The organism is Myxococcus guangdongensis (genome assembly GCF_024198255.1).
GTDB classification, from domain to species: Bacteria; Myxococcota; Myxococcia; order Myxococcales; family Myxococcaceae; genus Myxococcus; species Myxococcus guangdongensis.
Genome location: NZ_JAJVKW010000007.1, coordinates 149,624 through 175,049, shown reverse-complemented (window position 1 = coordinate 175,049; position 25,426 = coordinate 149,624). Strand labels below are relative to the sequence as shown.

Here is a 25,426-nt window from a genome sequence, read left to right as displayed (position 1 = left end):
CAACGAACCGCTGACCCTACCCGCCCGGTTTCCCTATCATCCACCACCGACATTTCCGCTCGCGCCGTCGCGAAAACGGATGCGGCCTTCCATGCGCGAGTGCATCTTCCGCGCCGCCATGGAGTCGCCTCCCCCCTCGACCGCCCCCAGGACACGCAGCCCGACGCCCGTGCCCGCCCTCTTTCGCGTGGCGGTCGCGCCGCTGCGCGCCTTCTTCCAGCTCCAGACCAGCAGCGGCATCCTCCTGGCCCTCTGCGCTGTCCTCGCCATGGCCTGGGCCAACTCCCCATGGGCCACGTCCTATGAGGGCCTCTTCGATGCCCGGCTGTCCTTCGGGGTGGCGAGCACCCACGCGACCTTCACCGTCCGACAGCTCATCAACGACGGGCTGATGACGTTGTTCTTCTTCCTCGTCGGCATGGAGGTCAAGCGCGAGCTGAGCGCCGGGGAGCTGCGCACGCCGGCCCGAGCCGTGCTCCCGCTCATCGCGGCCCTGGGCGGCATGGTGGTGCCGGGCCTGATCTACGCCGTCATCAACACGGGCACTCCCGCGCAGGCGGGCTGGGCCATCCCCATGGCCACCGACATCGCGTTCTCCATCGGGTGTCTGTCACTCGTGGGTTCGCGCGTGAGCCACGGGCTGGTGGTGTTCCTCACGGCGCTCGCCATCTTCGATGACATCGGCGGCATCCTGGTCATCGCGCTGTTCTACGGGACCGGTGTGCACGGCGGATGGCTCCTGGCCGCGGGCGCGGTGGTGGCGGTGCTGGTCGCGTTCAATCGCTTCTATGTCCGCAATGGCATCCCATGGCTGCTCGCAGGCGCGGCGCTCTGGTACACGATGCACCGCGGCGGCATCCACGCCACGCTGGCGGGTGTGGTGATAGGGCTGTGCATCCCCTCGCGGCCCACCAGGCCCGGGCGCGAGGTGCTCGACGACCTGTCCGTCTACATCCGGGACTGCACCGAGCGCTCCGAGGACGAGTCCATGCGGGGCGCGCAGCTGCTCTACATCGAGGAGCGCCTGGAGGAGCTCGAGCCGCCGCTCAACCGCTTCGAGCACCTGTGGAAGGGCTGGGTGGCGTACGGCATCGTGCCGCTGTTCGCGCTGGCGAACTCGGGCATCTCGCTGGCGGGCATGGGCTGGGCACAGCTCGTGTCGCCCGTGCCGCTGGGCATCATCGTCGGCCTCTTCGTGGGCAAGCAGGTGGGCATCCTCGCCTTCACGTGGGGGGCGGTGAGGCTGGGCGTGTCGTCGATGCCGGGCGGCGGGAGCCTCTCCCAGCTGCACGGGGTGGCGGTGGTCGCGGGCATCGGCTTCACGGTGGCGCTGTTCGTGGCGGGGCTGGCCTTCGGGGACCAGCCCTCGGTGTTGAACGAAGCGAAGCTGGGCATCGTGGTGGGCTCGCTGCTGTCGGCGCTGGTGGGGTATGTCCTCCTGCGCTTCGTGGCGAAGCCGGCGGTCGCGGTCTAACGTCGTCGCGAGGAGAAAGCGTTTCCGTGAACTTCCAGGACCTGAACCGTGTGCGGCAGATTACGGTCATCGCGGCCCGTCACGGCTTCGGCGAGGTGCTGGAGCGCGCGGGGCTGTGGCGCATCCTCGGGAGGCAGGAGAAGGTCGAGGTGTCGCCGGAGGCGCAGCGTGCGTCCACGGCCCGGCGCTTCCGGATGCTGCTCAACGATTTGGGCCCCACCTTCGTGAAGCTGGGCCAGGTGCTCTCCACTCGGGCGGACCTGTTGCCCGCGGAGTTCGTGGACGAGCTGGCGCTGCTGCAGGACAACGTGGACCCGATTCCCCTGGAGCAGGTGCACGCGCAGATTCGCGAGTCGCTGGGCAAGGACGCCCGCGAGCTGTTCAAGCACATCGACGAGGCGCCGCTGGCGGCGGCGTCGATTGCCCAGGTGCACCGGGCGGTGACGCTGGAGGGCGACGAGGTGGTGGTGAAGGTGCAGCGGCCGGGCATCGCCGCGAGCATCGACTCGGACCTGGTGGTGCTGCGAAACCTGGCGCGCCTCTTGGAAGCCGTGGTGGAGGAGACGGGCATCTACACGCCCACGGGCATCGTCGACGAGTTCGACCGGGCCATCCACGAGGAGCTCGACTTCATCAACGAGGCCGCCAACATCCGCGCGTTCCTGGAGAACCACCGGGAGCGCGAGTACATGAAGATTCCGCGCGTCTACGCGGCGCTGTCGAGCCGGACGGTGCTGACGCTGGAGTTCATCCGCGGGCTGAAGATCAGCCAGGCGGAGCTGTCGGACGAGGACCGGAAGGCCATCGCCCACCACATCCTGGAGGCGAGCTTCCGGCAGCTCTTCGACGACGGGCTCTTCCACGGAGATCCGCATCCGGGGAACGTGTTGCTGCTGGAGGGCAACAGGCTGGCGCTGCTGGACTTCGGCGTGGTGGGTCGGCTGACGCGGCCGATGCAGGAGACGCTGGTGATGTTGTGCCTCGCGGTGGCGCTGAAGGACAGCGACTCGGTGGCGCGCATCCTCTACCGGGTGGGCGTGCCGGACGCGCGGGCCAACCTGGTGGGCTTCCGCAACGACATCGAGAGCATCCTGGGACAGCACCTGCCCACGACGCTGGGCCAGGTGGACACGCGCTCGCTGCTGCGGGACTTGTTGGATCTGGCGGTGAAGTACCGCATCCGGATTCCGAAGGAGTACGCGCTGCTCAGCCGCGCGTCGGTGTCGACGGAGGGCATGCTGCGCAGCCTGTATCCGGAGATGAACATCGTGGAGGTGGTGCTGCCGTACGCGAAGGAGCTGCTCGCGGGGCGCTATGACCCGATGCAGCTGCAGGGCGGGCTGATGCGCACGCTGCTGCGCATCCAGTCGATGGCGGCGGACCTGCCCACGCAGCTGTCGCAGATTCTCTTGGACATGGAGTCGGGCAAGTTCACGGTGACGGTGCGGGCGGACCAGTTCGAGAAGCTGAACGAGAACCTGCGCAGCGCCTCGGTCATCATGTTCATGGGGTTGTGTGCCTGCGGACTCATCGTCGGGGCGTTCATCTCCTTCGCGCCCAAGCCGTGGATGTACGGGAACATCCCGGTGCTCGGGGCGCTGGGCATCGCGCTGGCGGCGGCGCTCTTCGGCGCGGCCATCACCTGGTACCTGTTCGGTGGACGTGGGTTGGGCAAGGTGCGGCTGAGCAAGTACTTGAAGGGGCCGAAGCGGAAGTGACGCGGGGATTGGCTCGGTTCAGGACCCTGAGGCCGCATGCTGGTCCGATACCGGGGCGCGAGGGTGGGTCCCTACCCTCGGCCGCATGTCCCCTCGCCGATGGGCCCTTCCCATAGCCCTGTTGATTGCCCTCGTCTTCGGGCGGCCTTCGAGGGCGGAGGAGCCTGGCGCCGTGGTTGCCCCGCAGGGCGCTGAGGTGTTCCGCCCCACCACCGCGGGTCCGTTCGTCACCTTCACCGCGCTGACCACGCCGCGCGGATATCTCCTGTTCCAGCCCATCCTGTCCGTCTCACCCACCCGGGGGGCATATGACGCGCGGGAGCGCTACACGCCCTTCTCGGAGGACGAGTCCGAGCACTGCGCCGCGCTGAGCCTCTTCATGGAGTACGGCGTCCTGGACCGACTGGCCGTGGGGGCGCAGCTGGCGGTGCTGCACAACCGGCGACGCGAGGTGGCGGAGCGGGCCTCCTCCACGGGGATGAGCGACACCCTCCTCTTCGCGCGGGGCGTCCTGTTGAGCGAGACACCGGGCGCGAGGCCCGAGGTGACGCTCCAGGCCCAGGTGAAGCTCCCCACGGGGCGTGAGGCGAGCGCGAGGAACACCCTGCTCGACACCGACGTGCGCGGCACGGGGAACGTGGACCTGACGGTGGGCGTGGATGTCACCAAGGGGCTGCGGCCCGTGCTGCTGCACCTGGAGGTGCTCTACACCCGTGCGCTCGAGGCGCGCGTCGGTGGCGTGGACACCCGATATGGGGACACGTTCTCCTGGAGCGCCGCCGGGGAGTGGCCCTTCCTCCAGGAGCGCTATGCCTTGATGTTGGAGGTGAGCGGCATACACCAGGGGCCGACCCGGCTCGACGGCGTCCAGGAGGCGGAGGGCTCGCTCGGAGAGGTGATGGTGGGCGCCGGAGTGGAGGTCCTCTTCAGTGAGGACCTCCAGTTCCTCGTGGGGTACCAGCGAGTCGTGTGGGGACGGAACACGGCGGCGGTGGATGCATTCACCGTGACGCTCATCCCCACCTACTGACCTGTTCAGATGGGGCGGCTGGGCCGGTGCCTGCGGAGGAGCAAGGCCAGCGTCAGCAAGGCCCAGGTGGCAGGCAGGGCGGGCGTGGTGGCACAACTCCAGCCGTAGTGGCTTTCGGAGACGAAGATGGGATGCGCCCTGGAGAGCGGGCTGGTGTTGAGGGCTTCATCCGTGGCGGAGGCCACGACCAGGTGGCGGCCGTCGGTCAGCGTCGTGGTGAGGACGAGGCTCCAGTTTCCCACCTCATCCATCTGGGCTGTTCCCGCGGCAATACCATCCAGCCACACCATCACCGTGGTGCCCGGCTCCGCCACGCCGCGGACCGTGACCTTCTGGGAGGGAGCGATGGTGCTGGGCGAGCGCACCTCCGGCGCCGGCGGAGGCAGGGTGTCGACCGTGAAGTGAGCGTCCGGAGAGCGGAGGCTGTCATTTCCCACGGCATCCCTGGCCGCGGTGGATACCCGATGCGCGCCCTCGGACAGCGGAGTCGTTGGCGCGAAGCTCCAATTGCCCGCAGCGTCCATCAGGGCGTGGCCTGCTTCCTGTTCATCCAGCCACACCGTCACCGTGCTGCCCTCTTCCGCCCTGCCGCCGATGACAGGCATCGACGTATTGACCCAGGCTCCAGGCGCCGTCAGCTCAGGCATCCTGGGCGCCACGGAGTCGACCGTGAAGGCGTAGACGGTGATGGGGCTGACGTTGCCCCCGGAGTCGGTGGCCGTGACCTCGGCGATGTGGGCGCCTCGGGACAACTCCATGGCGGGGCGGTAACTCCAACGGCCCGTGTCATCCGTCGTGGTGGTTCCAACCACGCCCCCATCCAGGGTCACGGTGATGGTGCTGCCTGGCTCCGCCGTGCCGCTGTAGGTGGGCCAGGCGTTGGTGGTGGCGGGTGTGAGGACCTCCGGGGCCACCGGCGGCCTGGTGTCCACCGTGAATGGATGGGTGTTGGACTCGGGGCTGGTGTTGCCCGAGGCATCCGTCGCCCAGACCTTCACGGAGTGGGCGCCATCCGCCAGCGCCCCGAGCTGCATGACGCTCCACGCGGCCGAGACACTGGCCACCGTGATCCACACGACCGTCCCATCCACCATCACCGTGACGGTGCTGCCCGGCTCCGTCGTGCCACTGTACGTGGGCCGAGCGTCGTTGGTGGTGATTCCGCTGACGGGAGTGAGCAACGCTGGGGCTGCCGGCGGCGTGGTGTCCAGCAAGAACGCGTACACCTCCGCACTGGCGCGGTCTCCGCCCGGGCCCCTGCCGCCGGAGACCAGGAGCTTGCCGAACACCTGGCCAGCGGGCAGCAACGTTGCGGTGTGGTAGCGGCGCGCATTGGCCATGGGGCCCGTGGGACTCCACTGTCCCGTCGCCGGGTCGTAGACCTCTGCAAGGGTGCTGGTGCCACCGAGGGTCTGGCCACCGGAGACCAGCACCTGGCCCGAGGACAGCAACGTCGCCGTGTGGTCTTGGCGTGCCGTGGCCATGTCGCCCGTGACCTTCCACTGTCCCGTCATCGGGTCGTAGACCTCCGCGCTGGTGTGGATGCCGCCTGGGTGCTGGCCACCGGAGACCAGGACCTTGCCCGAGGGCAGCAGCGTCGCCGTCGCGGCCAGGCGTGCCCGGTCCATCGCCCCCGTGAGCGTCCACAGTCCTGTCCTCGGGTCGTAGACCTCCGCGCTGTCGAGGTAGTCCTCGTCGCTGTTACCGCCGGAGAGCTCCACGCTGGCGAGGTGGTTCTCCCGGCCGTGACCTCCGGAGACCAGGACCTTGCCCGAGGGCAACAACGTCGCTGTGTGGGAATAGCGTGCCGTGATCATGTCCCCTGTGGGACTCCACTGCCCCGTCGCCGGGTCGTAGACCTCTGTGCTTTCGAGGGCTGCTGCGGGGCCATTGCCTCCGGAGACCAGGACCTTGCCCGAGGGCAGCAGGATCGCCTTGTGGTAACGGCGTGCCGTGGCCATGGCGCCCGTGGAGCTCCACTTTCTCGTCGTCGGGTCGTAGACCTCCGCGCTGTCGAGGGCGCCTTCTGGACCCTGGCCACCGGCGACCAGCACCTGCCCCGAGGGCAACAACGTCGCCGTGTGTGAACGGCGTGCCGTGGTCATGGGCTCCGTGGGACTCCACTGCCCCGTCGACGGGTCGTAGACCTCCGCGCCGTCGAGGGTGTCCTCGGGACCATTGCCACCGGAGACCAGCACCTGCCCCGAGGGCAACAACGTCGCCGTGTGGGAACTGCGTGCCAGGGTCATGGACTCCGCGGGACGCCACTGCTCCGACGTCGGGCCATAGACCTCCGCGCTGGAGCGGTCGCGGCCCAGGTGATAGCCACCGGCGACCAGCACCTGCCCCGAGGGCAACAACGTCGCCGTATGGCCAGAGCGAACCGCGGCCATGGGGGCCGTCGGGCTCCACTGCCCCGTCATCGGGTCGTAGAGCTCCGCGCTGGAGGGGAAATCTTCCAGGTCACTCCCTCCGGTGACCAGCACCTTGCCCGAGGGCAACAACGTCATCGTATGGCCAGAGCGTGCCGTGGCCATGGCGCCCGTGGACTTCCACTGTCCCGTCATCGGGTCGTAGAGCTCCGCGCTGGCGAGGGCTCTTTGAGGGCCAAGGCCACCGGAGACCAGCACCTGGCCCGAGGGCAGGAGCGTCGCCTCATGGTCACGGCGTGCCGCGACCATTGCGCCTGTGGGCATCCAGTGTCCCTTGCCCGGGTCGTAGACCTCCGCGTTGGGCCTGTCGTCGCCTGGGATTCCCCCCCCGGAGACCAGCACCTGACCTGAGCGCAGCAATGTCGCCGTATGGCCCCTGCGTGCCGTGGTCATGGACGCCGAGGGACTCCACTGTCCCTTCTCCAGGTCGTAGACCTCCGTGCTGGCGAGGGCGTCCGCCGCGCCACCACCACCGGAGACCAGGACCTTGCCCGAGGGCAACAACGTCGCCGTATGGCCCACGCGAGCCGTGGTCATGGGCTCCGTGGGACTCCACTGTCCCTTCTCCAGGTCGTAGACCTCCGCGCTGGCGAGATCTTCTTCTGGGCCAATCCCACCGGAGACCAGCACCTGCCCTGAGGGCAACGATGTCGCCGTGTGGAGATGGCGTGCCGTGACCATGGAGCCTGTCGAGCTCCACTGTCCCGTCATCGGGTTGTAGAGCTCCGTGCTGGCGACGGCGAAATAGTCTTCCTGGTCATCGCCGCCGGAGACCAGCACCTGTCCTGTTGGCAGCAACGTCGCAGTGTGGCCCACGCGTCCCGAGGCCATGGATCCCGTGGGCCGCCACGTCTCCAGGGCCGTGTCTTGAAGGGCCTGGGTCTGACGCGGGTTCTGGTCCTCGACGCGCCTCCGCTCACCGCACGCCAACCACAGCAACGCGAGAAACAGGAGCAGACGCGCGAGCAGCCTCGACATGTCTCTGGGAACAGGTGGCATGAGTGGCCTCGTGGAGGGATCCGCACGAAGGCCTTGTGCAAATGACGGACCCCTCGGCTCCAAGGGGCACGGACGCTCCTCCCCTCGACACGGGCCTCACGGCTGACGCGTCAATTGACGCGCAAATGCCTTCGATTGACGGGCCACCGGACACCCGTGCTCAAGGCCCGAGCAGGTCCTTGTAGATCCGCCCGTCCTTCATGATGACGAGGAAGTTCTTCTCGGGGTGGGCGATCAACTCGAAGTTCGCCACGGGATCTCCCTCCACCAGCAACAGGTCCGCCAGCGCCCCTTCCTCGACGACGCCGAGTCGCCCTTTGTACGGGCTGCGCTTGCCAGACAGCGCCAGCAGCTCCGCGTTGGTGCCCGTGGCCATCCGCAGGGCCTCCACCGGCGTGTACCACCGCGTCATCTTCACCAGCTGCGCCCCCTGCCGCGCCGCCACCTTCGGGTCGAACAACGAGTCCGTCCCCCACGCGGTCTTCAGCTTGTACTTCTTCGCCAACGCATAGGCCTTGTCCGTGCCTTGCGTCATCTCCAACTGCTTCTCGCGATTGTCGGAGCCCTCCGGAAAGGGCGTCGCGTCCTCGTCGTCGAGGAACGGCTGGAGGCTCAGCCAGATGCCCTTCTCCGCCATGAGCTTCGCGGTGGCGTCGTCCATCAACTGCCCATGGTCGATGACCTTCACTCCCGCCCGGATGGACGTCTGGATGGCGCGCGGCGTGTACGCATGCACCGCCACATACGTCCCCCAGTTCTCCGCGGCCTCCACGGCGGACCGGAGCTCGGCCTCCGTGTATTGAGACACATCCAGCGGGTCGTGGTCCGAGGACACGCCGCCCCCCGCCGCGAGCTTGATCTGCGAGGCCCCCAGCATCAACTGCTCACGAACCCGCAGCAGGACCTCGTCCTGCCCGTCGGCGATGGCCGCCCCTCCCACGCGCTCGGCAAACGTCAGCGAAGACATCGCGGTCCGAGGAAGCGCCTCCGCCCGACGGTAGTCCCCATGCCCGCTGGTCTGCGAAATCATCGCGCCCGAGGGCCAGATGCGCGGCCCCTCGATGAGCCCTTCGTCGATGGCCCGCTTGATGCTGAAGACCGGCCCCGCCATGTCGCGCACGCTGGTGAAGCCTCGCAACAGCGTCGCCTTCGCCTCACGGGCCGCCACCAACGTGAGGTACCCCTCCGGCCCCGCCAACGCCACGGTCAGCGGCACCGAGGCCATCATCATGTGGTAGTGCGCGTCGATGAGCCCCGGCATCAGCGTGCGCCCCTTCCCCTCGATGACGCGCACCTCGCCCTTGCGCGCGATGGGACTGCTCGCGATGCGCGCGATCCTGTTGCCTTCAATCAGGACGTTGACGGGACCTGTCAGCCCCTTCGACTTGCCGTCGAACACGCGAACGCCCTGGAAGAGCACCGCGCGGGGTGGCTCGCCCGCGGGAGGCTGGGCCCACGCGAGGCTCGACAGGAACCACACGGCCAGCGCTCCGCTCGACCAGGCGCGGATGCAGCGGATTGCATGACTCAACCTCGGACGCATGGCGAGTCCTCGATGTGAAGGGGGGAGGTGTCCCAGGAATTGCGCGCGGCACACTGGCTTCGGGCTGCGCCCCTGACAAGCAAGCGCTCAGCGCGTAGACACCCCGTGAACGCGTCGCTGTGCTCCCATGAACGGCTCGGCGTGGCTCTGCGGGCTCCTGAGCATCGGGGGCATCGGTTGCGTCACGTCGGTGACGAGCGGCCCCGCGAGACGCTCGACGCGTTCACCCTGAAACGCACCAGGTGACCCGAGACCCATGCGTCACCGGACACACCCCGCGAGATTCGTTGTCTCGGAACGCGGAATCCGGAGCCCTGCGTCCTCCTGACACGCAACGCCGCACGTCCATCCCTGTTCACACCCCTTGTGTGAGCTTGGGTGCTGTCTTGCATAGCGCCGCGGCACCTCATTGCCGAAGGCATCCCGAATGCGTTGCTCGAGACAACTCGCCGCGAACACCTTGCTGCTCCTGTCCTCCCTGGGCTGTGGCGCTCCCTCCTCCGAGGAGCAGCCGCCCTCCATGTCGACCCGCACCGCCGCGCTCGAGGGCAGCGTGACGCTCGCGCCCGTGGCGGACACCCAGGTCACCCCCTCCTCGCCCACCACCAACTACGGCACGTCAGGGGCCTGGGAGGTGAATCGCCAGTTCAGCCACGTCTATCTGCGGTTCGACCTCGGCGGGCTGCCCGCCGGTGCCACCGTGACGTCCGTCCGCCTGGAGGCGACGGCCTTCATGGGGGTCGCCCACGGCGGTGACGGCAACGTCTACACCACCTTCGTGCCCGATGACTCCTGGTCGGAGACGGCCCTCGTCTGGAACAACAAGCCCCCCGCCACCGGAGACACGCTGGGCGAGTGGTACCTCTCGTACGGCGCCACGCCCGAAGACAAGCTGGGCGTCAACGCCAGTCCGGCGCTCATCCCCGTGGTCCAGGGCGAGCTCGACGGAGACAAGCTCCTCAGCCTCCGGCTGCACTCCCCGGGGTACAAGACCGTCTATCGGTCGCGCGAGTCGTCCTTCGTCGCCCAGCGGCCTCGCCTCGTCATCGCGTATACGTATTCGCCGCCGGAGGTCGTCACCACGCTGGAGCCCGAGGCGGACACCTATATCTCCGGGCATCCGTGGGAGGCCACCGCCGACTACGGCTCGGCGGAGATCCTCCCCGGCACGCTCTTCTGGCCCGAGTCCCCTTTCCTGCGCTTCAACCTCGGCAGCCTCCCCGCGGGCGCGCTCATCAAGAGCGTGAAGCTCTCCGCCGTCTCGAGGCAAGGCACGTCGCCGGGAGGCAATGGGCTCGTCTCCACCTACCTGGTCCCCGACAACTCGTGGGGCGAGCACACGCTCAACTACACCAACCATCCGCCGACCTCGGGCGAGGCCCTGGGCTCGTGGTTCGTCTGGTACCCCAACTTCGACCCGCTCGATCGGCTCGCGGTCAATGACAGCCCCTTGCTCATCCCCGCCGTCCAGAATGCCTCGGATGCCACGGACCGGCGCATCTCGTTCCGAATCGTGGCCGGGGATTACAAGGGGTACTACTACTCACGCGAGACCGCGGACCCGGCGCGGCGCCCCAAGCTGGAGATCACCTACTCGTATTGATGGGCATCCAGGGCTGTCGCCCCAGCCCTCAAAACGACCGCGCGCCCCGAGGAGCGATTGCCCCGGGGCGCGCGTTGCTGCGGTGGCTGGATGAAGACCTCAGCGCGGCGTCAGCTTGAGCAGCTTGCCGTTGGTGGCATCGGTGAGCAGGTAGAGCGCGCCCTCGGGCCCCTGCACCACCTCGCGGATGCGCTCGTTGCGGTTCTTGAGCAGGTGCTCCTCACCCACGACCCGGTCATTGCGAACCATGAGCCGCACCAGCGTCTGCGCCGCCAGACCGCCGACGAAGATGTCGTTGCGCCACTCGGGGAACAGCGTCCCCGAGTAGATGGTCATCCCCGAGGGAGCAATCACCGGATCCCAGTAGTACACCGGCTGCTCCATGCCCTCGCCCACGGGGCTGTCGTGGATGGGCGCGCCCGAGTACTCCTCGCCATAGCCGATGGTGGGCCAGCCGTAGTCCTTGCCCGCCTCGGGCCGGTTCAGCTCGTCACCGCCCTGCGGCCCCATCTCCACGATCCACAGGCGGTTCCGCCCATCGAGCGCCGCCGACAGGATGTTGCGGTGGCCCACCGACCAGATCTCCGGCTTCGCCTCCGGCGTGTTCACGTAGGGGTTGTCCTGCGGCACGGAGCCATCCGGGTTGATGCGGACCACCTTGCCGAAGTGGCTCTTCACGTCCCTCGCCTGCTTGCGGCCCTCGAGGATGGAGCGCTCCCCGAGCGTGACGAACAGCTTGCCGTCGGGCGTGAACACCAACCGTCCGCCCGAGTGCAACGTCGACTCGAGCGTGGGCATCATGCGGAAGATGACCTGGACGTTCTCCACGGCGGGCTGTGCGCCGTCCACCAGCTTCGCGCGCGCCACCGCCAGCCCGTTGCCGCCCTCACGCGGCTCGGTATAGGTCCAGTAGATGAGCCGGCTCTGCGCGTAGTCGGGGCCGATCTCCACGTCGAGCAACCCGCCCTGGCCCCGGGCGTCCACCGCGGGCAGCCCCGTGACGGCGGGCGACTTCGCGCCCTGCTGGGTGACGATGTAGAGCCGCCCGTTGGCCTTCTCCGTCACCAGCATGCGCTGGTCTGGCAGGAAGGCGATGGCCCAGGGATTCCTGAAGCCGGAGGCAATCTCGGTGACCTGGAGCTGCGTCTGCGACTGGACGGCCGGGGCGCGCGTCTGTCCGGGGAAGGCCGGAGGGAACTCGGGCACGTTGGGCGGCCCCTGGGGAACGGGGGGCCCGCTGGGCAGCGGACCCGCGTCTTCCGGGGGAACACCCGCGTCCGGCTCCTGGGTGCCCGCGTCTTCCGGTGGCACACCTGCGTCCTGCTGTGGGGTGCCCGAGTCCTCGGGCGGATTGCCCGCGTCCTGCTGTGGGGCGCCCGAGTCCGGCGTTGGCGTGGGGTCGGGGTCGTCACTGCAACCGACGAGGAGGGCGGCGACGATGAGGGGCATCGACAGGAAACGCATGCGTCTCTCTCCTGAGGGGGGGATGAAGCGGAGGGGGAAGTTGCCGTCGTGCTCCCTGGCGCGCAAGCCTCGTTGCGGGCAGGCCGTGATTCCGTTCACGGCCATGCCCGCCTGGCCATTCCACGGTGGAAAGTCACCGTGACACGGCTCTCGTCACTCAGGGCTTGCCCAGGTGGCGCTCGAACACCTCGGCCTGCGAGAGCGGCAGGAACGACGGCTCGATTTGATACAGCGTGTTGATGTTCACACTCGGGTTGGAGGCCTTCTCCCACGTGCCGGTGGTCCACATCGTCACGCCCATGCCCACCGAGTCCAGGAACGACAGCAGCTCCTCGCCGTCCGCGTTCCACGCCGCGCCCTCCGTCGGACGTCGCACCGTGTTCGGCCAGCCCAGCTCGCCGATGAAGCCCCGGGTCCCCTGTGCCTCGACCCAGTCGGTGAAGTTCTTCATCCGCGCGATGCCCATCTGCCCCACCGTCGCGTGGCCCGCGCTCTTCGCGCTCGCGAGCAGCGCCGCGTGGCTCACCTCGTACTCGCCGCTGCGGTCGAAGTAGAAGTGCGCGTGGTACATGATGTTGTCGAGCGGGTCGCTCACCCACTTCGTCGGGTGGTTCTTCGGCCACTGCTCGGCGGAGGCGTACTCGTAGCCCTCCACCATGAGGAGCTTCGTCTCTCCCAGCTCGCGCAGCGCCGTCACCGCCGCCTGGGAGTAGTCCTCCCAGACCTGCTGCGGCGTGCGCTGTCCGCTCTGCGTCCCCTGCGCCACGTGGTCGATGAAGAACACCAGGGGCGCGCTGCCGTCGCTCCCATCCACGATGAACTCGACGGAGAAGCTCTTGTTGTTGCTCCACGCCGTCTCGGGCGGCTTGAAGTACACGCGTGTGTCCACGCCCTTCGTCACCGCGAACGGCTCGCCCAACTGGTACGTGTAGGCACCATCCACCATCACCAGCCGCACCCGGACGCTGCCCGGCGTGGTGGTGGGCACGAAGACCTTCGCCTGGAACGTCGCGCCCTGGGCCCGCTCCGCGCGCTTCGTCGACGCGGACACGCCCGCGCCGAGCACCAGGCCGCTCCCTGACGTGGCCTGCGTGGTGATGCGCAGCGAGCCCTGCCCGTTGCGGGCCACCCTCGCCACCGCCGTGTTCGCCGCGGACCTCGGGGCCCAGCCCTCCACGCCGGACTCGAACGAGGCGAACGTCACCGGGCTCGCGTACGTCCCCTCGTCATACGGCAGGCCGAAGGGCTCGTTCATCAGGTCGAACGCATGGACGGACGCATACGCTGAAGGGCTGCTCCGGATGGCCGTGGCGATCCGCCTCCAGGCATCCGCGTACTGCGCCTTCGTCGGCGCGCCCGGAGCACCGAAGGGACGCTGCACCCCACCCGACGTGTAGCGCCCGTAGTTGTGCATGTCGACGATGACACCCAGCCCCGCCTGGTTCGCGTCCTCCAGCGTGTCCAGCAGGTAGTTCTGGTACGTGGTGTTCAGCGCGCCGTTGAGCACGGGCTGGATGCGCTCCCAGAGGAACGGGACGCGCACCACGTCGAGCCCGCGCGCCTTCAGTCGCTGCAGGCCGGCGAGCGTCGGCTTGGGGTAGTTCGTGCCCATGACGCCCGGGAGCACGCCGCCGGCGTTGCCCAGGTCCATGAGGTTGACGCCCCGCACGTAGCGGCGCGCGGGTGCGGCGTCCGCGTGGAACGTGAAGTTGGAGGCGACACGCGCGATGCTCATGTAGACGGCGGTGCCCGCGGCGTTGGTGGCGCGCGTCGTCCAGACGTACTCACCCGTCGTCAACGACGCGGGGATGGTGAAGGCGACCTTGTACTGACGCTTCTCCCCGGCGGTGAAGGACTGGCCCGTCACCCGGTGCGTGAACACGGCCGAGGGGGAGATGGTGCCATCCGCCGAATAGGGACGGACCTGGAACGTGAAGGTGACGTTGGAGACGGCCTCCGGGGACTGGGGGACGAGGGTGAAGCCCACCGTCTGTCCCACCGCCGCCGTCTTCGGCGCGGTGTAGGCGCCGGCGTTCACGAACGTGAGCGCGCTCGACGACAGCGGCAGCAGCAACAACAGCACCACGGAAAACCACGAGACGGACTTGCTTGGAAACATGGGACTCCCTTGCGAGGTGTATCCCCCCGTTCCGACGGCGCTCCACCCGCGACGGGTGACCCGGAAGGCCCCGTCCACTGGTGGACCGGCCGTCTGATTCCCAGGTCCGACTCCAGGGATGTTGCTTGCCGGGACCGGGGATTTCGTCCTGTATACCTCGCGGGCCCTCCCACGCGGGATGCCCTCCCACTTTTCTCCGGAAGCGAGCCGCACATGAGCACCCTCTTCGACATCCCCGTGAAGTCCATCGATGGCGCCCCCAGCACGCTGGGACAGTTCAAGGGCAAGGTTCTGTTGGTGGTGAACGTGGCCTCCAAGTGCGGCCTGACGCCGCAGTACACGGGACTGGAGAAGCTCTACGAGGAGAAGCGCGCGAAGGGGCTCGAGGTGCTGGGCTTCCCGGCGAACAACTTCATGGGCCAGGAGCCGGGCTCCGAGGAGGAGATCAAGCAGTTCTGCGACCTCAACTACGCGGTGAAGTTCCCGCTGTTCTCGAAGATCTCCGTCGTCGGCGAGGACAAGCACCCGCTCTACCAGGAGCTGACGCGCGCGTTCCCGGACGCCACCGGTGAGGGCCCCATGCGCGCGCGCCTCAAGGGCTACGGCATCGAGGCGAACCCCATTCCCGAGGTCCAGTGGAACTTCGAGAAGTTCGTCATCGGCCGGGATGGTCGCGTGGCCGCTCGCTTCGCCCCGGACGTCACCGCGGAGGACCCGCGCCTGGTGCAGGCCATCGACGCGGAGCTGGCCAAGGGCGCCTGACGCCCACTTGGGGTTGCCGCTGTCCGCTGGTCGAAATCAGCGGCAACCCACGATGGAATCGGGAGCCCGCACTGTCCTATCCGGGAAGGCCGCCCGCATTGTCGCGGGGGGCACCCGAGGCGCTCCATGACGACATCGCCCCATCCGTTGGGCCCCTGGCGCTGCATCCCCCTCATGCTCCTGCTGCTGTCCGCCTGTGACGACGCCTCTTCGGGGGATGACGCGGGCTCGCTCCCGGACTCGGGCTCCGACGCGGGCGTCGCGGACAGCGGCCCGCCTCCCGAGGACGCCGGGCCACCCGACGCGGGGACGCCCGATGCAGGTCCTCCGCCCTGGGATGGGACGTACACCGCGCTCGAGGACCTGGGCGATTGGATCGACAGCGGACGCCATGACACGTGTCAGTTCGTCACGCCCGAGGACCTGGACCCGCAGCTGTGCGAGCGCATCGCGTCCTTCGACCTGTCGAGTTGCTCGAGCGAGCAGCTCTCCGGCGTGGAGAACCAGGGCATCTTCCAGATCAACGTCCGCCAGGAGATGACCTACTCCGCGACCCGGCCTCCGACGGCCTCCGTCACCAACTCCTTCGTGGGCTTCCGGCTCAGCGCCGACGGAACCCAGGACGCGTACAGCTCCGGGCCGCTCATCGCCCGCGTCACCGAAGGCGGCACGTTCTTCCTCGCGGCGAGGAGCTCCACCCGCAGCCCCTGGGGGAACATCGTCAGGACCACCGCGCTCGCGGGCTGCCACGTCCTCTCTCCTGGCGTCATCACCGGCTGCTATGTGTCCTGCACCGACAATCCGACGTCCGGCTTCACCAAGTCGGTCGGCACCTTCAAGACCGAGCGGATGAGCTGGGCCCCCGGCGAGAGCGAGTCCTCCGGCGGGCTCTCGCTCGTGGGCGAGGCCTCCACCACCGTCGGCCTGCCCGTGGACGTCTACGTCGCCAAGGAGCACGCCTACGTCGTGTCGTTGAGCAAGGCGCCCCTCGTCGGGGGACTCTCCGTGTTCGACGTGAAGGACCGGACGACCCCCACGCTCGTCAAGACCGTCACCATCCCCGGGGACGGCGCGTGGAACGGCGTCTGGGCGAAGGGTGACGCGCTCTACGTCGCCAGCGACTCATCGGGGCTCGTCGTCTTCGACATCACGGACCCGGCCCATCCCGTCTTCGTCCGCCACGCCGAGGGCCCCGACGCCGTGCACACCGTGTTCGTCGAGGGGGCGCGGCTCTTCGCCAACTCCTCTGGCACGGGCACCTACGTCTATGACATCACGTCGCCCCTGGCCCCGGTGCTGCTCCAGCTCATCACGTGGGCCCCCGAGGGCTACACCGGCGGTCCCCATGACATCTTCGTGCACGGCAACCGGCTCTACATCAGCAACGCGGGGACCGGCTTCCACATCATGGACATCTCCGACCTGGACGACGTCCGGCACCTCGGGGACTACCTGCAGCCGGATTTCGCCGATGCGTATGCACATCACAACGCGGTGGGCACCTTCGCGGGGCGCACCCTCGCCTTCGCGGGCGGCGAGTACACGGGCACCCACGTGCGGGTGCTCGACGTGACGGACCCCACGAACGTCCCGCTCATCGGCACGTTCCGGATGCGCCCCCACACGTCCATGCACAACCTGCTGCTCCGCGGGAACCTGCTCTATGTCGCGTGGTACCACGAGGGTCTGCGCGTCCTGGACGTCTCCTACCCGACCCGGCCTCGGCAGATCGCCCACTTCAACACCTACCGGGAGACCGACCCGCGTCGAGGGCACAACATCTTCGAGGGCGCCTTCGGCGTGCGCGTCCCAGGGGATGGCTTCGTGTACCTGGTCGACTCGTCACGCGGCCTCATCATCGTCAACGCACTGTAGGCCCGCGCGGTAGCTCCGGACCCGGGCCGTGTCATTTGCAAGGACACGGCCCGGACGTTCCGGCGGGCGGCGTTGACGGCACGTGGCCGCGATTCCGTCATCATCCGGCAAGCACCGGAGGCCCGCATTGGCGTCGGGCGCACGCCTCGCCCTTGCTGGAGACACCACTCGCGGCTTCACGGGTGGTCTTCCCGAGGCCTTCCATGCAGACACCGCTGTCCCCGCCGGGTTCGTGGCGCTTCCTCTGTGTCCTCCTGCCGCTCCTCATCGCCTGCGGAGACTCCGACGCAGGCACTCCGGATGGCGGCGCACCTCCCGAGGACGCGGGCACGCCCGACAGCGGCTCGCCGCCCTGGGATGGCACCCATACGGTGCTCGAGGACCTGGGCGATTGGATCGACACGGGGCGCTATGACACGTGCCAGTTCCTCGACGCCGACAACCTGGACCCGCAGCTGTGCCAGAGCCTGTCGAGCTTCGACCTGTCGAGCTGCTCCACCGAGCAGCTCTCCGGACTCGAGGGCAAGGGCATCTACCAGCTCAACACCCGCTCGGAGCTGCGCGTCCGCCCCGACCGCCCCAACTCCACCGGCATCTCCAACGGCAGCAACGCCTTCATGCTCAGCCAGGATGGTTCCCGCGACGCGATGGGCAACGCGCCGCTCGTGGCCCGCGTGACGGAGGGTGGGACCTTCTTCGTCGCGGGGCGCCGCACCCTCACGACGCCCTACGGCAACATCATCACGACCACCGCGTTCGCCGGCTGCCACGTCCCCACTCCCGGTGTCATCACCGGTTGCTACGTGACCTGCACGGACAGTCCCGTCACGGGCTACAGCAAGACGCTCGGCACCTTCGAGGCCTACCGGATGACGTGGGCCCCGGGTGAGGGCGAGTCCTCTGGAGGAATCGCTCGCGTGGGAGAGGCCTCGACGCCCATCGGGATGCCGGTGGACGTCTATGTCGCCAAGGAGCACGCCTACGTCGTCTCGCTGACCCGCGCTCCCCTGCTGGGCGGCCTCTCGGTCTTCGACGTGAGAGAGCGGACGAACCCCACGCTCGTCAAGACCATCAACATCCCTGGGGACCATGCCTGGAACGGCGTCTGGGCGAAGGGGGACGCGCTCTACATCGCCAGCGACTCGTCGGGGCTCGTCGTCTTCGACATCTCGGACCCCGCCAATCCCGTCTTCGTGCGGCGCGCCGAGGGCCCGTCCCACGTCCACACCGTGCTCGTCGACGGCGACCGCCTCTACGCCAACAGCGCTGGCGTGGCCACCTACGTCTACGACATCACCACGCCGCTCGCGCCCGCCCTGCGCCAGCTCGTCACGCCGACGCCCGGAGGCTTCAGCGGCGGTCCGCATGATGTCTTCGTCTACGGGAGCCGGCTCTACGTCAGCAACGCGGACTCGGGCTACTCCATCATGGACGTCACCGACCTGGACAACGTCCAGCACCTCGGCGACTACATGCCACCTGGGAGCTTCGTCTACGCCCATCACAGCGCGGTGGGCACGTTCGCGGGGCGCACCATCGCCTTCGAGGGCGGTGAAGGCCCTGGCACCCACGTGCGAGTGCTCGATGTGACGGACCCGACGAACATCCCGCTCATCGGGACGTTCCGGATGCGGGCGCCCACGTCCATCCACAACATGCTGCTGCGCGGCGACCGCCTCTACGTCGCCTGGTATCAGGAGGGCCTGCGCGTGCTGGACGTCTCCAACCCGACCCAGCCCCGACAGGTCGCCCACTTCAACACCTACGGCGAGGCCGACCCGGGCCGGAGGGCCGGCAGCCTGGAGGGGGCCTTCGGCGTGCGCATCCCTGGCGATGGCTACGTGTACGTCGTGGAATCGGCGCGCGGCCTCATCATCTTCAACGAGCTGTAGCGGGGGCTGGCGGCCCGGCCCCGGAAGCCGCATGCCCGGGTCCGGGCCCCTGGCCGGGCTACACCGGCCGTCGGAAGCTGTCCGCCAGGTCCGCGGGGAGCTGTGAGGCCACCGCGGAGACCTCGTCCTCGGGGATGCGGTCTCTCACGGCGGTGAAGACCACCGTCATCACGCGGAACGCCTGGTCCACCGGGATGCCCAGATGGTCCGCCACGTCGGAGATGAACTCCTCGCGCTTCATGCGCTTCGCGTGTGAGGGGCCGCGCAGGATGGTGCACTCGCCGAGGATCTCGCCGATGTCGTCGCCGAGCGCGCGCATCAGCTTCACGTCCTCGCCGTCCGACAGCCTGCGCGCCAGCGTGCACAGCACGGCGTGCGCGGCGGTCCGGCCATCCAGCTTGTTGACGCGGACCTCCTGGCTGTTGCCGATTTCGTCCAGGAACGCCTGGAGGTCCAGCGACTCGTCGCGCTCCTTCACCGGGGTGATGGTGGTGGGAAGCTCCGTCTCCTGCGCCATGGGGTCGTCTCCTTGCTCGCCGCAGACGCGCGCGCTTCGCGGCGTGTCAGTCACGGTGGGCACTGCTGGGACGACGTGCTCGCTCGGCTACGCTCACCTCGGGCAGCGACGGGCCCGTTGCTTGCCTCAGCCGTGCGCCGCGGGGCGAGGCTCGTCGCCGCCCGGGCTGCCGTGGGCGGTGGGGCTGCCCTCCTCGTCGTCCGGACGCTTGCCGCGCCAGTTGGACAACCGCGTCTTCATGCGGTCGGCGACCACGTAGAAGGCGGGCACCACCACCAGGCTCAGCACCGTGGAGACCGACAGCCCGCCCAGCACCGCGATGGACATGGGCGCGCGCGTCTCGCTGCCGGCGCCCAACGCCAGCGCCGCCGGCACCGCCGCCATCATCGTCGCCGTGGACGTCATCAGGATGGGCCGCAGGCGTACCGGCCCCGCGCGCTGCATCGCCTCCACCGCGCCCAACCCCAACTCCCGCTGCTGGAGCGCGTAGTCCACCAGGATGATGGAGTTCTTCTTCACGATGCCCATCAGCAGCAACAGACCAATCATGCTGAAGATGTTCAGCGTGCTGCCCGTGCCCAACAACGCGAAGGCCGCGCCCGCCACCGACAGCGGCAGGATCGTCAGCACCGTGACGGGATGCAGGAACGAGTTGAACTGCGCGCCCAGCACCATGTACGCGACGCCAATCCCCAGGAAGAGCGCGAAGAACAGGCTGCCCATCGAGTCGCGGAACGCCACGCTCGCGCCGCCCGGCACCACGCGCACGCCGCCCGGCAGGTCCTTCGCCAGCTGCTCCACCGTGGCCAGCGCCTCCTCCTGATTGGAGCCCGGCGCCACGTTGGCGAAGATGCTGATGGCGCGCTCTCTGTCCCTGCGGGTGATGGCCTGCAGCGCCGGGCGCTCCTCCTGCGACACCAGCGCCGACAGCGGCACCAGCGCGCCGCTGGCCGTGCGCACCTTGAGCAGCGCCAGGTCCTCCGGACGCGAGCGCTGCCCCGCGAGCAGGCGCAGGCGCACGTCGATGCGGCGCCCGCCCGTGCTGTACTTGCCCACGCGCACGCCGCCCACCAGCGCGTTGATGGTGGTCGCCACCGTCTGCATCGGCACGCCCAGGTCCGCCGCGCGCGCCCGGTCCGGGGTGATGCGCAGCTCCGGCATGCCGAGCTGGTAGTCGGTGTCCACGTCCACCACCTTGCCGCTGGCCTGGACCTTGTCGCGCATCTCCTGACTGGCCTTCACCAGCGCGTCCCAGTCCGAGCCGCGCACGCTGAACTCCACCGGGAAGCCACGCTGCGCGGAGAAGCCCTGCTGCGACAGGTCCTGCACCACCGCGCGCAGGCCCGGGTAGCCGTTGAGCTCCTTGCGGAGGACCTGCTGGAACTCCGACTGCGTCATGCGCTCGTCGGGCGGCTTGAGCGTGAGCATCATGAAGCCCGAGTTCACGCCGCCACCACCGCCGCCCACCAACGCGAAGACGCTCGTCACCTCCGGCCGCGAGGCGGCGAACGCCTCCGCCTTCTGGAAGAGCTGGTTGGTCTCCTCGATGCTGCTGCCCACCGCCGTCTGCATGCGGACCATCAGTCGGCTCTGGTCCTGCGACGGCACGAACTCACCGGGCAGCGCGCGGAAGGCGAACACGCTCGCCGCCAGGATGACCAGCGCCCCGGCCAGCACCCGCCACGGCCGCACCAGCGCCCACCCGAGCGCCCGGCCATAGGCGTGCTCCAGCTTCGTGAAGGCCTTGTCCACCCACACGCCGACCTTGCTGCGCCCCTCACGGGACGTCTTCAGCAATTGGGCGCAGCGCGCCGGCGCCAGGGTGATCGCCTCCACGTACGACAGCATCACCGCCACGCACAGGGTGACGCCGAACTGGAGGAAGAACTTGCCGATGACGCCCTTCATGAAGACGACGGGCAGGAAGATGGCGATGACGGCCGCGGTGGCCGCGAGCGCCGCGAACGTGATCTCCGCGGTGCCCTCTCGCGCCGCGCGCACCCGGTCCTTCCCCTCCTCCGAGTGTCGGAAGATGTTCTCCAGCACCATGATGGCGTCGTCCACCACGATGCCCACCGCCAGCGCCAGGCCCAACAGCGTGAAGGTGTTGAGCGTGAAGCCCAGGAAGTAGATGACGGCCACCGTCCCCAACAGCGACATGGGGATGGCCAGCACCACGTTCATCGTGCTCGACAGCGAGCCCAGGAAGAGCCAGCAGACGAAGGCCGTGAGGATGCAGGCCAGCATCAGCTCGAACTCGATCTCGTGGACGCTCTCCTCGATGAACTGCGTGGTGTCGAAGCGGATGGCCACGTCCATCCCCTCCGGAGCGTCCTTCTGGATGCGCGCCAGCTCCTCGCGCACACCCTTCGCCACGGACACCGCGTTGGCGCCGCGCTGCTTGCGGATGCCCAGGCCCTGCGCGGGCGTGCCGTTGACGCGCGCCATGCGCCGCACGTCCTCGAACCCGTCCTCCACCAGCGCCACGTCGCGCAGGTACACCGGCTGGCCGCCCTGCTCGCGCACGACGATGTCGCGCAGCGTCTCCAGGTCCAGCGCCTCGCCGAGCACGCGGACGTTGACCTCGCGCCCCTCGGCCTCGATGCGCCCCGCCGGCAGCTCCACGTGCTCACGCTGCAGCGCGGAGGTGATGTCCGTCACCGTCAGCCCGAGCGCGTCCAGCTTGGCCGAGTCCACCCAGATGCGGATGTTGCGGTCCAACGAGCCACCAACGGACACCTCGCCCACGCCGGGCACCGTCTGCAGCTTCTCCTTCACGCGGTAGCGGGCGAAGTCGCTCACCACCTGCTGGGAGAAGGGCCCGGACACGCCCACCTGGATGATGGGCTGGTCCTCCGGGTTCGTCTTGGTGACGATGGGCGGGTCGATGTCCTCGGGCAGTTGGCGCTGCGCCTGGCTGATCTTCGTCTGGACCTCCTGCAGCGCCATGTCCACGTTGCGCGACAGGTCCAGCTCCACCGTGATGTTGGCGCCGCCCTGGCGCGCGCTGGAGGTGATGCTGGTGACGCCCTCCACCTGCGTCACCGCCTCCTCGATGGGCTCGATGACGTCCGTCTCGACGGCCTCGGGGTTGGCGCCCTCCCACGTCACGCTGATGTTGATGGTGGGGAAGTCGACGTCCGGGAACTGGCTGATGCCGATGCGCTGCGCCGCCACCAGTCCGAAGACGATGGTGGCCGCCATGATCATCCACGCCAGGACGGGCTTCTTGATGCACGCTTCCGTCAGGTTCATCGCCGCGCTCCCTGGCCGCCATCCTCCGCGCGCGGCTCCGCCGTCAGGGTGGGCTTCTTCTCCTGCACCACCCTCACCGTCACGCCGTCACGCAGGGCCTCGCCGCCGCGGATGACCAGCGTCTCGCCCGCCTTCAATCCCTCGCGGACCTCCACCCGTCCGTCCGCGGTGCGCATGCCCAACTCCAGCACCCGCTCGCGCGCCTTCTCGCCATCCACCACGAAGGCCAGGAAGCCGCGCTCGCTGGCGCGCACCGCCGTCTGCGGCACCACCGGGCTGCCGCCGCGCGTCTCCACCGGCACCGCCACCGACGCGAAGGCGCCGGGGCGCAGCTTCGCCGCGTCCTCGGCGGACACCTCCGCCGTCACCGGCACCAGGCGGTTGGCCTCGTCCGCGGCCTGCGCCACGTGGGTGATCTTCGCGGTGAACGCGCCGCTCTCCGAGCGCACCGTGAAGCGCGCCGAGAGCCCCGGCTTGATGCGCGCCACGTCCGCCTCCGGCACCGTGAAGCGCAGCAGCAGCGGGTCCCTGCGCAGCAGCGTCGCCAGCACCAGGCCGGGCTGCACGTACTGGCCCGTCTGCACGGTGCGCGTCTGCAGCACGCCGTCCATGGGCGCGCGGACATACGCGTCGCGCTGGTTGAGCTGCGCCTGGTCCAGCAGGGCCCGCGCGGAGGCCACGTCCGCCTCCGCGGTGCGCGCGCGCGCCGTGAAGGTCTCAAGCTGCTCGGCGGGCAACAGGCCGGGACTGGCCTCGTTGACGGCCGTGCGACGTTCGGCGCCGGCCTGGGCCTCCACCAGCGAGGCGCGGGCCTTGGCCAGCGTGGCCTCGGCCGCCCGCACGGCGATGGCGTAGCGGGCGGGCTCGATCTCCGCGAGCACGTCCCCCTTCTTCACCCCTTGCCCCTCCATGAAGAGCACGCGCTCCACGGCGCCCGGCACGCGGGCGGTGATCTGCACCCGCTCGAAGGCCTCCACGGAGCCCACCGCGTTCACGACGTACTCGACGTCGCGTGCCTCGACGGGCGCGACCTCGACGGGGAACTGGATGGGGCCCCGGCCGCCGCCACCGGGGCGACCGCCCGCCTTCCCACCCGCCGCGGGAGCCTCGCCCTTCGACGCCTCCCCGTCCTTCTTGCATGCCCCCATGGCGAGCATCGCCACGGCCAAGGTCAGCGTTCCTGCGCGTCGCATCACCTTCACGGTTCCTTCCCCAAAGGATCGAGTCCGACCGCCGCCCTCAAGCCCAACAGGGCGACGCCCAGCGAATACCGGCTGCGGGCCACGGCCACCTCCGCCTCGAACAGGCGCAGCGAGGCGTCCGCCAACGTCAGCGCCGTGGACAGACCCTGGCGGTAGAGGATGCCCTGCTCCTCCGCGTTCTGCTTCGCCGCGCGCGTCGCCAGCTCGCTCTGCGTCAGCGCCGCCCGCGCGTTCTCCAGGGCCACCCGCGCCCGCTGGATGTCCACATCCACGCGCCGGGTGCCCTGCTCCAGCTCCAGCTCCGCGGCGCGCGCCAGGGCCACCCGCTCGTGGCGCTCCGCGTACCGCTCGCCGCCGTCGAAGAGGTTCCACGTCAGGTCCGCGGCCAGGAAGCCATCCCCCGTGCGGCCCGCGAGGCCCTGCTCGTTGGTGAGCCGGTAGGTCGCGGACACGCCGAGCGCGGGCAACAGCCGCGCGAGCGGCTCCCACGCGTTGGCCTGCAGCGACTCCACGCGCAGCTGCCCCGCGAGGATGTCCGGCCGCCGCTCCACCGCACCCGGGATGATGCGGTCGTGCGTGTCGAGCGGACGGGCCGCGTCCTCGAGCAGCCGCTGGGGCGCCGCGAGCGCTCCCTCCACCGGCTCCACCAGCAGATAGCCGAGCTCCAGGCGGCTGGTCTGCGCCAGGTTCCGGGCGCTGATGAGCTCCACCTCCGCGGTGGCCACCTCCACCTCCGCGCGGGTGACGTCGTTGGTGCTGGCGAGCCCCGCCTTGGCGCGGGCCTGCGCGTCCGCGTGCGACTGCCGGGCGAAGGCGATGCGCTGCTCGGCGGCCTGGAAGACCTGCTGCTCCTGCAGCGTGATGAGGAAGGCGTTGGCGGCCTCGAACGAGACCTGCCGCCGGGCCTCCACCGACTCCATGCCCACCGCCTCGCTCTCCCGCTTCGCGGCGCGGTACAGGGGGAAGCCGCGCGCGTCGAAGAGCGTCATCCGAGCGACGAGGTTCGCGCCGAAGGCGTTGTAGCGCTGGATGATGACCTGCTGTCCGCCGACCTCGCGCGTGGTCTGGTTGGGGCGGCGCGTGTACGTGCCCGTCGCGGTCAACTCCGGGAAGAAGAACGCGCGGGCCCGCGACACCCGGGCCTCGGCGGCCTTGACGCGCTCCTGGGCGGCGAGCGCGGACTCGTTGCGCTCGGCCGCCATCGACACCGCCTGCTCGAACGTCAGCGCCGAGCCCGCGGGGGTGGTGCTTCCCGGTGCGGAATCCGCAGCGGTCGGTGCGGTTTTCGCAGCCCCGGGTGCGGAATCCGCAGCCTCGCGCGAGGGGGTGGGAGCCACGGGAGCGTCGCTCTGGAGCGCCTGGGACTGGGATGGGGAGAGCACCATCCAGGCACACAGGGGCGCGACGAGGGCGGTTCGGACAGTGGACATGAGCGGGAAGTCGAGGCTCGGGCCGACGGAGTGCGGGGTGTGCGTGCTGGGGCCCGACGAGCGAAACGGCGAACCCGGCGGAGTGGGCTGCTGGACGATGCCAGCACGGCG

15 protein-coding genes are annotated in these 25,426 nt (G+C 69.2%); 7 read left to right on the top strand and 8 right to left on the bottom strand.

What is annotated here, in order from left to right:
* Positions 1 to 118 precede the first annotated feature (118 nt).
* The 3 genes from nhaA (at position 119) to LXT21_RS44890 (ending at position 4,222) form a co-directional block, all read left to right on the top strand.
* Positions 119 to 1,474 carry a Na+/H+ antiporter NhaA gene (gene nhaA, locus LXT21_RS22580; RefSeq protein ID WP_254040487.1) on the top strand — a complete coding sequence of 452 codons (1,356 nt, stop codon included), beginning with the start codon at positions 119 to 121 and terminating at the stop codon, positions 1,472 to 1,474.
* A gap of 26 nt (positions 1,475 to 1,500) precedes the next feature.
* Positions 1,501 to 3,192 carry an ABC1 kinase family protein gene (locus tag LXT21_RS22575; RefSeq protein WP_254040244.1) on the top strand — a complete coding sequence of 564 codons (1,692 nt, stop codon included), beginning with the start codon at positions 1,501 to 1,503 and terminating at the stop codon, positions 3,190 to 3,192.
* A 172-nt stretch (positions 3,193 to 3,364) separates the two neighbouring features.
* Complete coding sequence (locus tag LXT21_RS44890; RefSeq protein WP_254040243.1) at positions 3,365 to 4,222, top strand: transporter; 858 nt, start codon at positions 3,365 to 3,367, stop codon at positions 4,220 to 4,222.
* Between the two features lie 5 nt (positions 4,223 to 4,227).
* Here the strand turns inward: LXT21_RS44890 and LXT21_RS22565 are convergent, their stop codons facing one another.
* Positions 4,228 to 7,632, bottom strand: coding sequence for a kelch repeat-containing protein (locus LXT21_RS22565; protein ID WP_254040242.1), 3,405 nt, complete (start codon positions 7,630 to 7,632; stop codon positions 4,228 to 4,230).
* 181 nt (positions 7,633 to 7,813) lie between these two features.
* On the bottom strand, positions 7,814 to 9,196 hold the full coding sequence (locus LXT21_RS22560; RefSeq protein WP_254040241.1) for a metal-dependent hydrolase family protein: 1,383 nt from the start codon (positions 9,194 to 9,196) through the stop codon (positions 7,814 to 7,816).
* 520 nt (positions 9,197 to 9,716) lie between these two features.
* Between LXT21_RS22560 and LXT21_RS22555 the strand changes: the two genes are divergently transcribed.
* Positions 9,717 to 10,799 (top strand): CBM96 family carbohydrate-binding protein, encoded by a 1,083-nt coding sequence (locus LXT21_RS22555; RefSeq protein ID WP_254040240.1) that lies wholly within the window; start codon positions 9,717 to 9,719, stop codon positions 10,797 to 10,799.
* A 99-nt stretch (positions 10,800 to 10,898) separates the two neighbouring features.
* Here LXT21_RS22555 and LXT21_RS22550 read toward each other — a convergent pair whose 3' ends face one another.
* Complete coding sequence (locus LXT21_RS22550) at positions 10,899 to 12,263, bottom strand: PQQ-dependent sugar dehydrogenase (protein ID WP_254040239.1); 1,365 nt, start codon at positions 12,261 to 12,263, stop codon at positions 10,899 to 10,901.
* 157 nt (positions 12,264 to 12,420) lie between these two features.
* The gene (locus LXT21_RS22545) at positions 12,421 to 14,382 is read right to left on the bottom strand and encodes a glycoside hydrolase family 5 protein (RefSeq protein WP_254040238.1); all 1,962 of its coding nucleotides are present in this window, start codon (positions 14,380 to 14,382) and stop codon (positions 12,421 to 12,423) included.
* 213 nt (positions 14,383 to 14,595) lie between these two features.
* On the opposite strand from LXT21_RS22545, the gene LXT21_RS22540 reads away from it, so the two are divergent.
* From LXT21_RS22540 to LXT21_RS22530, 3 genes are all read left to right on the top strand, one after another.
* Positions 14,596 to 15,144 carry a glutathione peroxidase gene (locus LXT21_RS22540; protein ID WP_254040237.1) on the top strand — a complete coding sequence of 183 codons (549 nt, stop codon included), beginning with the start codon at positions 14,596 to 14,598 and terminating at the stop codon, positions 15,142 to 15,144.
* Positions 15,145 to 15,270: 126 nt separating this feature from the next.
* Positions 15,271 to 17,019, top strand: a complete 1,749-nt coding sequence (locus LXT21_RS22535; protein WP_254040236.1) for an LVIVD repeat-containing protein — start codon at positions 15,271 to 15,273, stop codon at positions 17,017 to 17,019.
* Positions 17,020 to 17,222: 203 nt separating this feature from the next.
* Positions 17,223 to 18,911: an LVIVD repeat-containing protein gene (locus LXT21_RS22530; protein ID WP_254040235.1), complete on the top strand. Its 1,689-nt coding sequence runs from the start codon at positions 17,223 to 17,225 to the stop codon at positions 18,909 to 18,911.
* A gap of 58 nt (positions 18,912 to 18,969) precedes the next feature.
* Here the strand turns inward: LXT21_RS22530 and LXT21_RS22525 are convergent, their stop codons facing one another.
* From LXT21_RS22525 to LXT21_RS22510, 4 genes are all read right to left on the bottom strand, one after another.
* Positions 18,970 to 19,428 (bottom strand): DUF2267 domain-containing protein, encoded by a 459-nt coding sequence (locus tag LXT21_RS22525; protein ID WP_254040234.1) that lies wholly within the window; start codon positions 19,426 to 19,428, stop codon positions 18,970 to 18,972.
* 126 nt (positions 19,429 to 19,554) lie between these two features.
* Entirely contained in the window at positions 19,555 to 22,683 is a 3,129-nt protein-coding gene (locus LXT21_RS22520) for an efflux RND transporter permease subunit (RefSeq protein ID WP_254040233.1), read from the bottom strand.
* Positions 22,680 to 23,876, bottom strand: coding sequence for an efflux RND transporter periplasmic adaptor subunit (locus LXT21_RS22515; protein ID WP_254040232.1), 1,197 nt, complete (start codon positions 23,874 to 23,876; stop codon positions 22,680 to 22,682). The genes LXT21_RS22520 and LXT21_RS22515 overlap by 4 nt, the downstream gene beginning before the upstream one ends.
* 5 nt (positions 23,877 to 23,881) lie before the next feature.
* Positions 23,882 to 25,315 carry a TolC family protein gene (locus LXT21_RS22510; protein WP_254040231.1) on the bottom strand — a complete coding sequence of 478 codons (1,434 nt, stop codon included), beginning with the start codon at positions 25,313 to 25,315 and terminating at the stop codon, positions 23,882 to 23,884.
* Positions 25,316 to 25,426 lie beyond the last annotated feature (111 nt).

Coding starts and splice junctions, on each gene's coding strand:
- LXT21_RS22560 (WP_254040241.1), bottom strand. CDS start 9,196: ATGCGTCCGAGGTTGAGTCATGCAATCCGCTGCATCCGCGCCTGGTCG.
- LXT21_RS22535 (WP_254040236.1), top strand. CDS start 15,271: ATGACGACATCGCCCCATCCGTTGGGCCCCTGGCGCTGCATCCCCCTC.
- LXT21_RS22565 (WP_254040242.1), bottom strand. CDS start 7,632: ATGTCGAGGCTGCTCGCGCGTCTGCTCCTGTTTCTCGCGTTGCTGTGG.
- nhaA (WP_254040487.1), top strand. CDS start 119: ATGGAGTCGCCTCCCCCCTCGACCGCCCCCAGGACACGCAGCCCGACG.
- LXT21_RS22540 (WP_254040237.1), top strand. CDS start 14,596: ATGAGCACCCTCTTCGACATCCCCGTGAAGTCCATCGATGGCGCCCCC.
- LXT21_RS22555 (WP_254040240.1), top strand. CDS start 9,717: ATGTCGACCCGCACCGCCGCGCTCGAGGGCAGCGTGACGCTCGCGCCC.
- LXT21_RS22530 (WP_254040235.1), top strand. CDS start 17,223: ATGCAGACACCGCTGTCCCCGCCGGGTTCGTGGCGCTTCCTCTGTGTC.
- LXT21_RS22525 (WP_254040234.1), bottom strand. CDS start 19,428: ATGGCGCAGGAGACGGAGCTTCCCACCACCATCACCCCGGTGAAGGAG.
- LXT21_RS22550 (WP_254040239.1), bottom strand. CDS start 12,263: ATGCGTTTCCTGTCGATGCCCCTCATCGTCGCCGCCCTCCTCGTCGGT.
- LXT21_RS22510 (WP_254040231.1), bottom strand. CDS start 25,315: ATGTCCACTGTCCGAACCGCCCTCGTCGCGCCCCTGTGTGCCTGGATG.
- LXT21_RS22520 (WP_254040233.1), bottom strand. CDS start 22,683: ATGAACCTGACGGAAGCGTGCATCAAGAAGCCCGTCCTGGCGTGGATG.
- LXT21_RS22515 (WP_254040232.1), bottom strand. CDS start 23,876: ATGCGACGCGCAGGAACGCTGACCTTGGCCGTGGCGATGCTCGCCATG.
- LXT21_RS22545 (WP_254040238.1), bottom strand. CDS start 14,382: ATGTTTCCAAGCAAGTCCGTCTCGTGGTTTTCCGTGGTGCTGTTGTTG.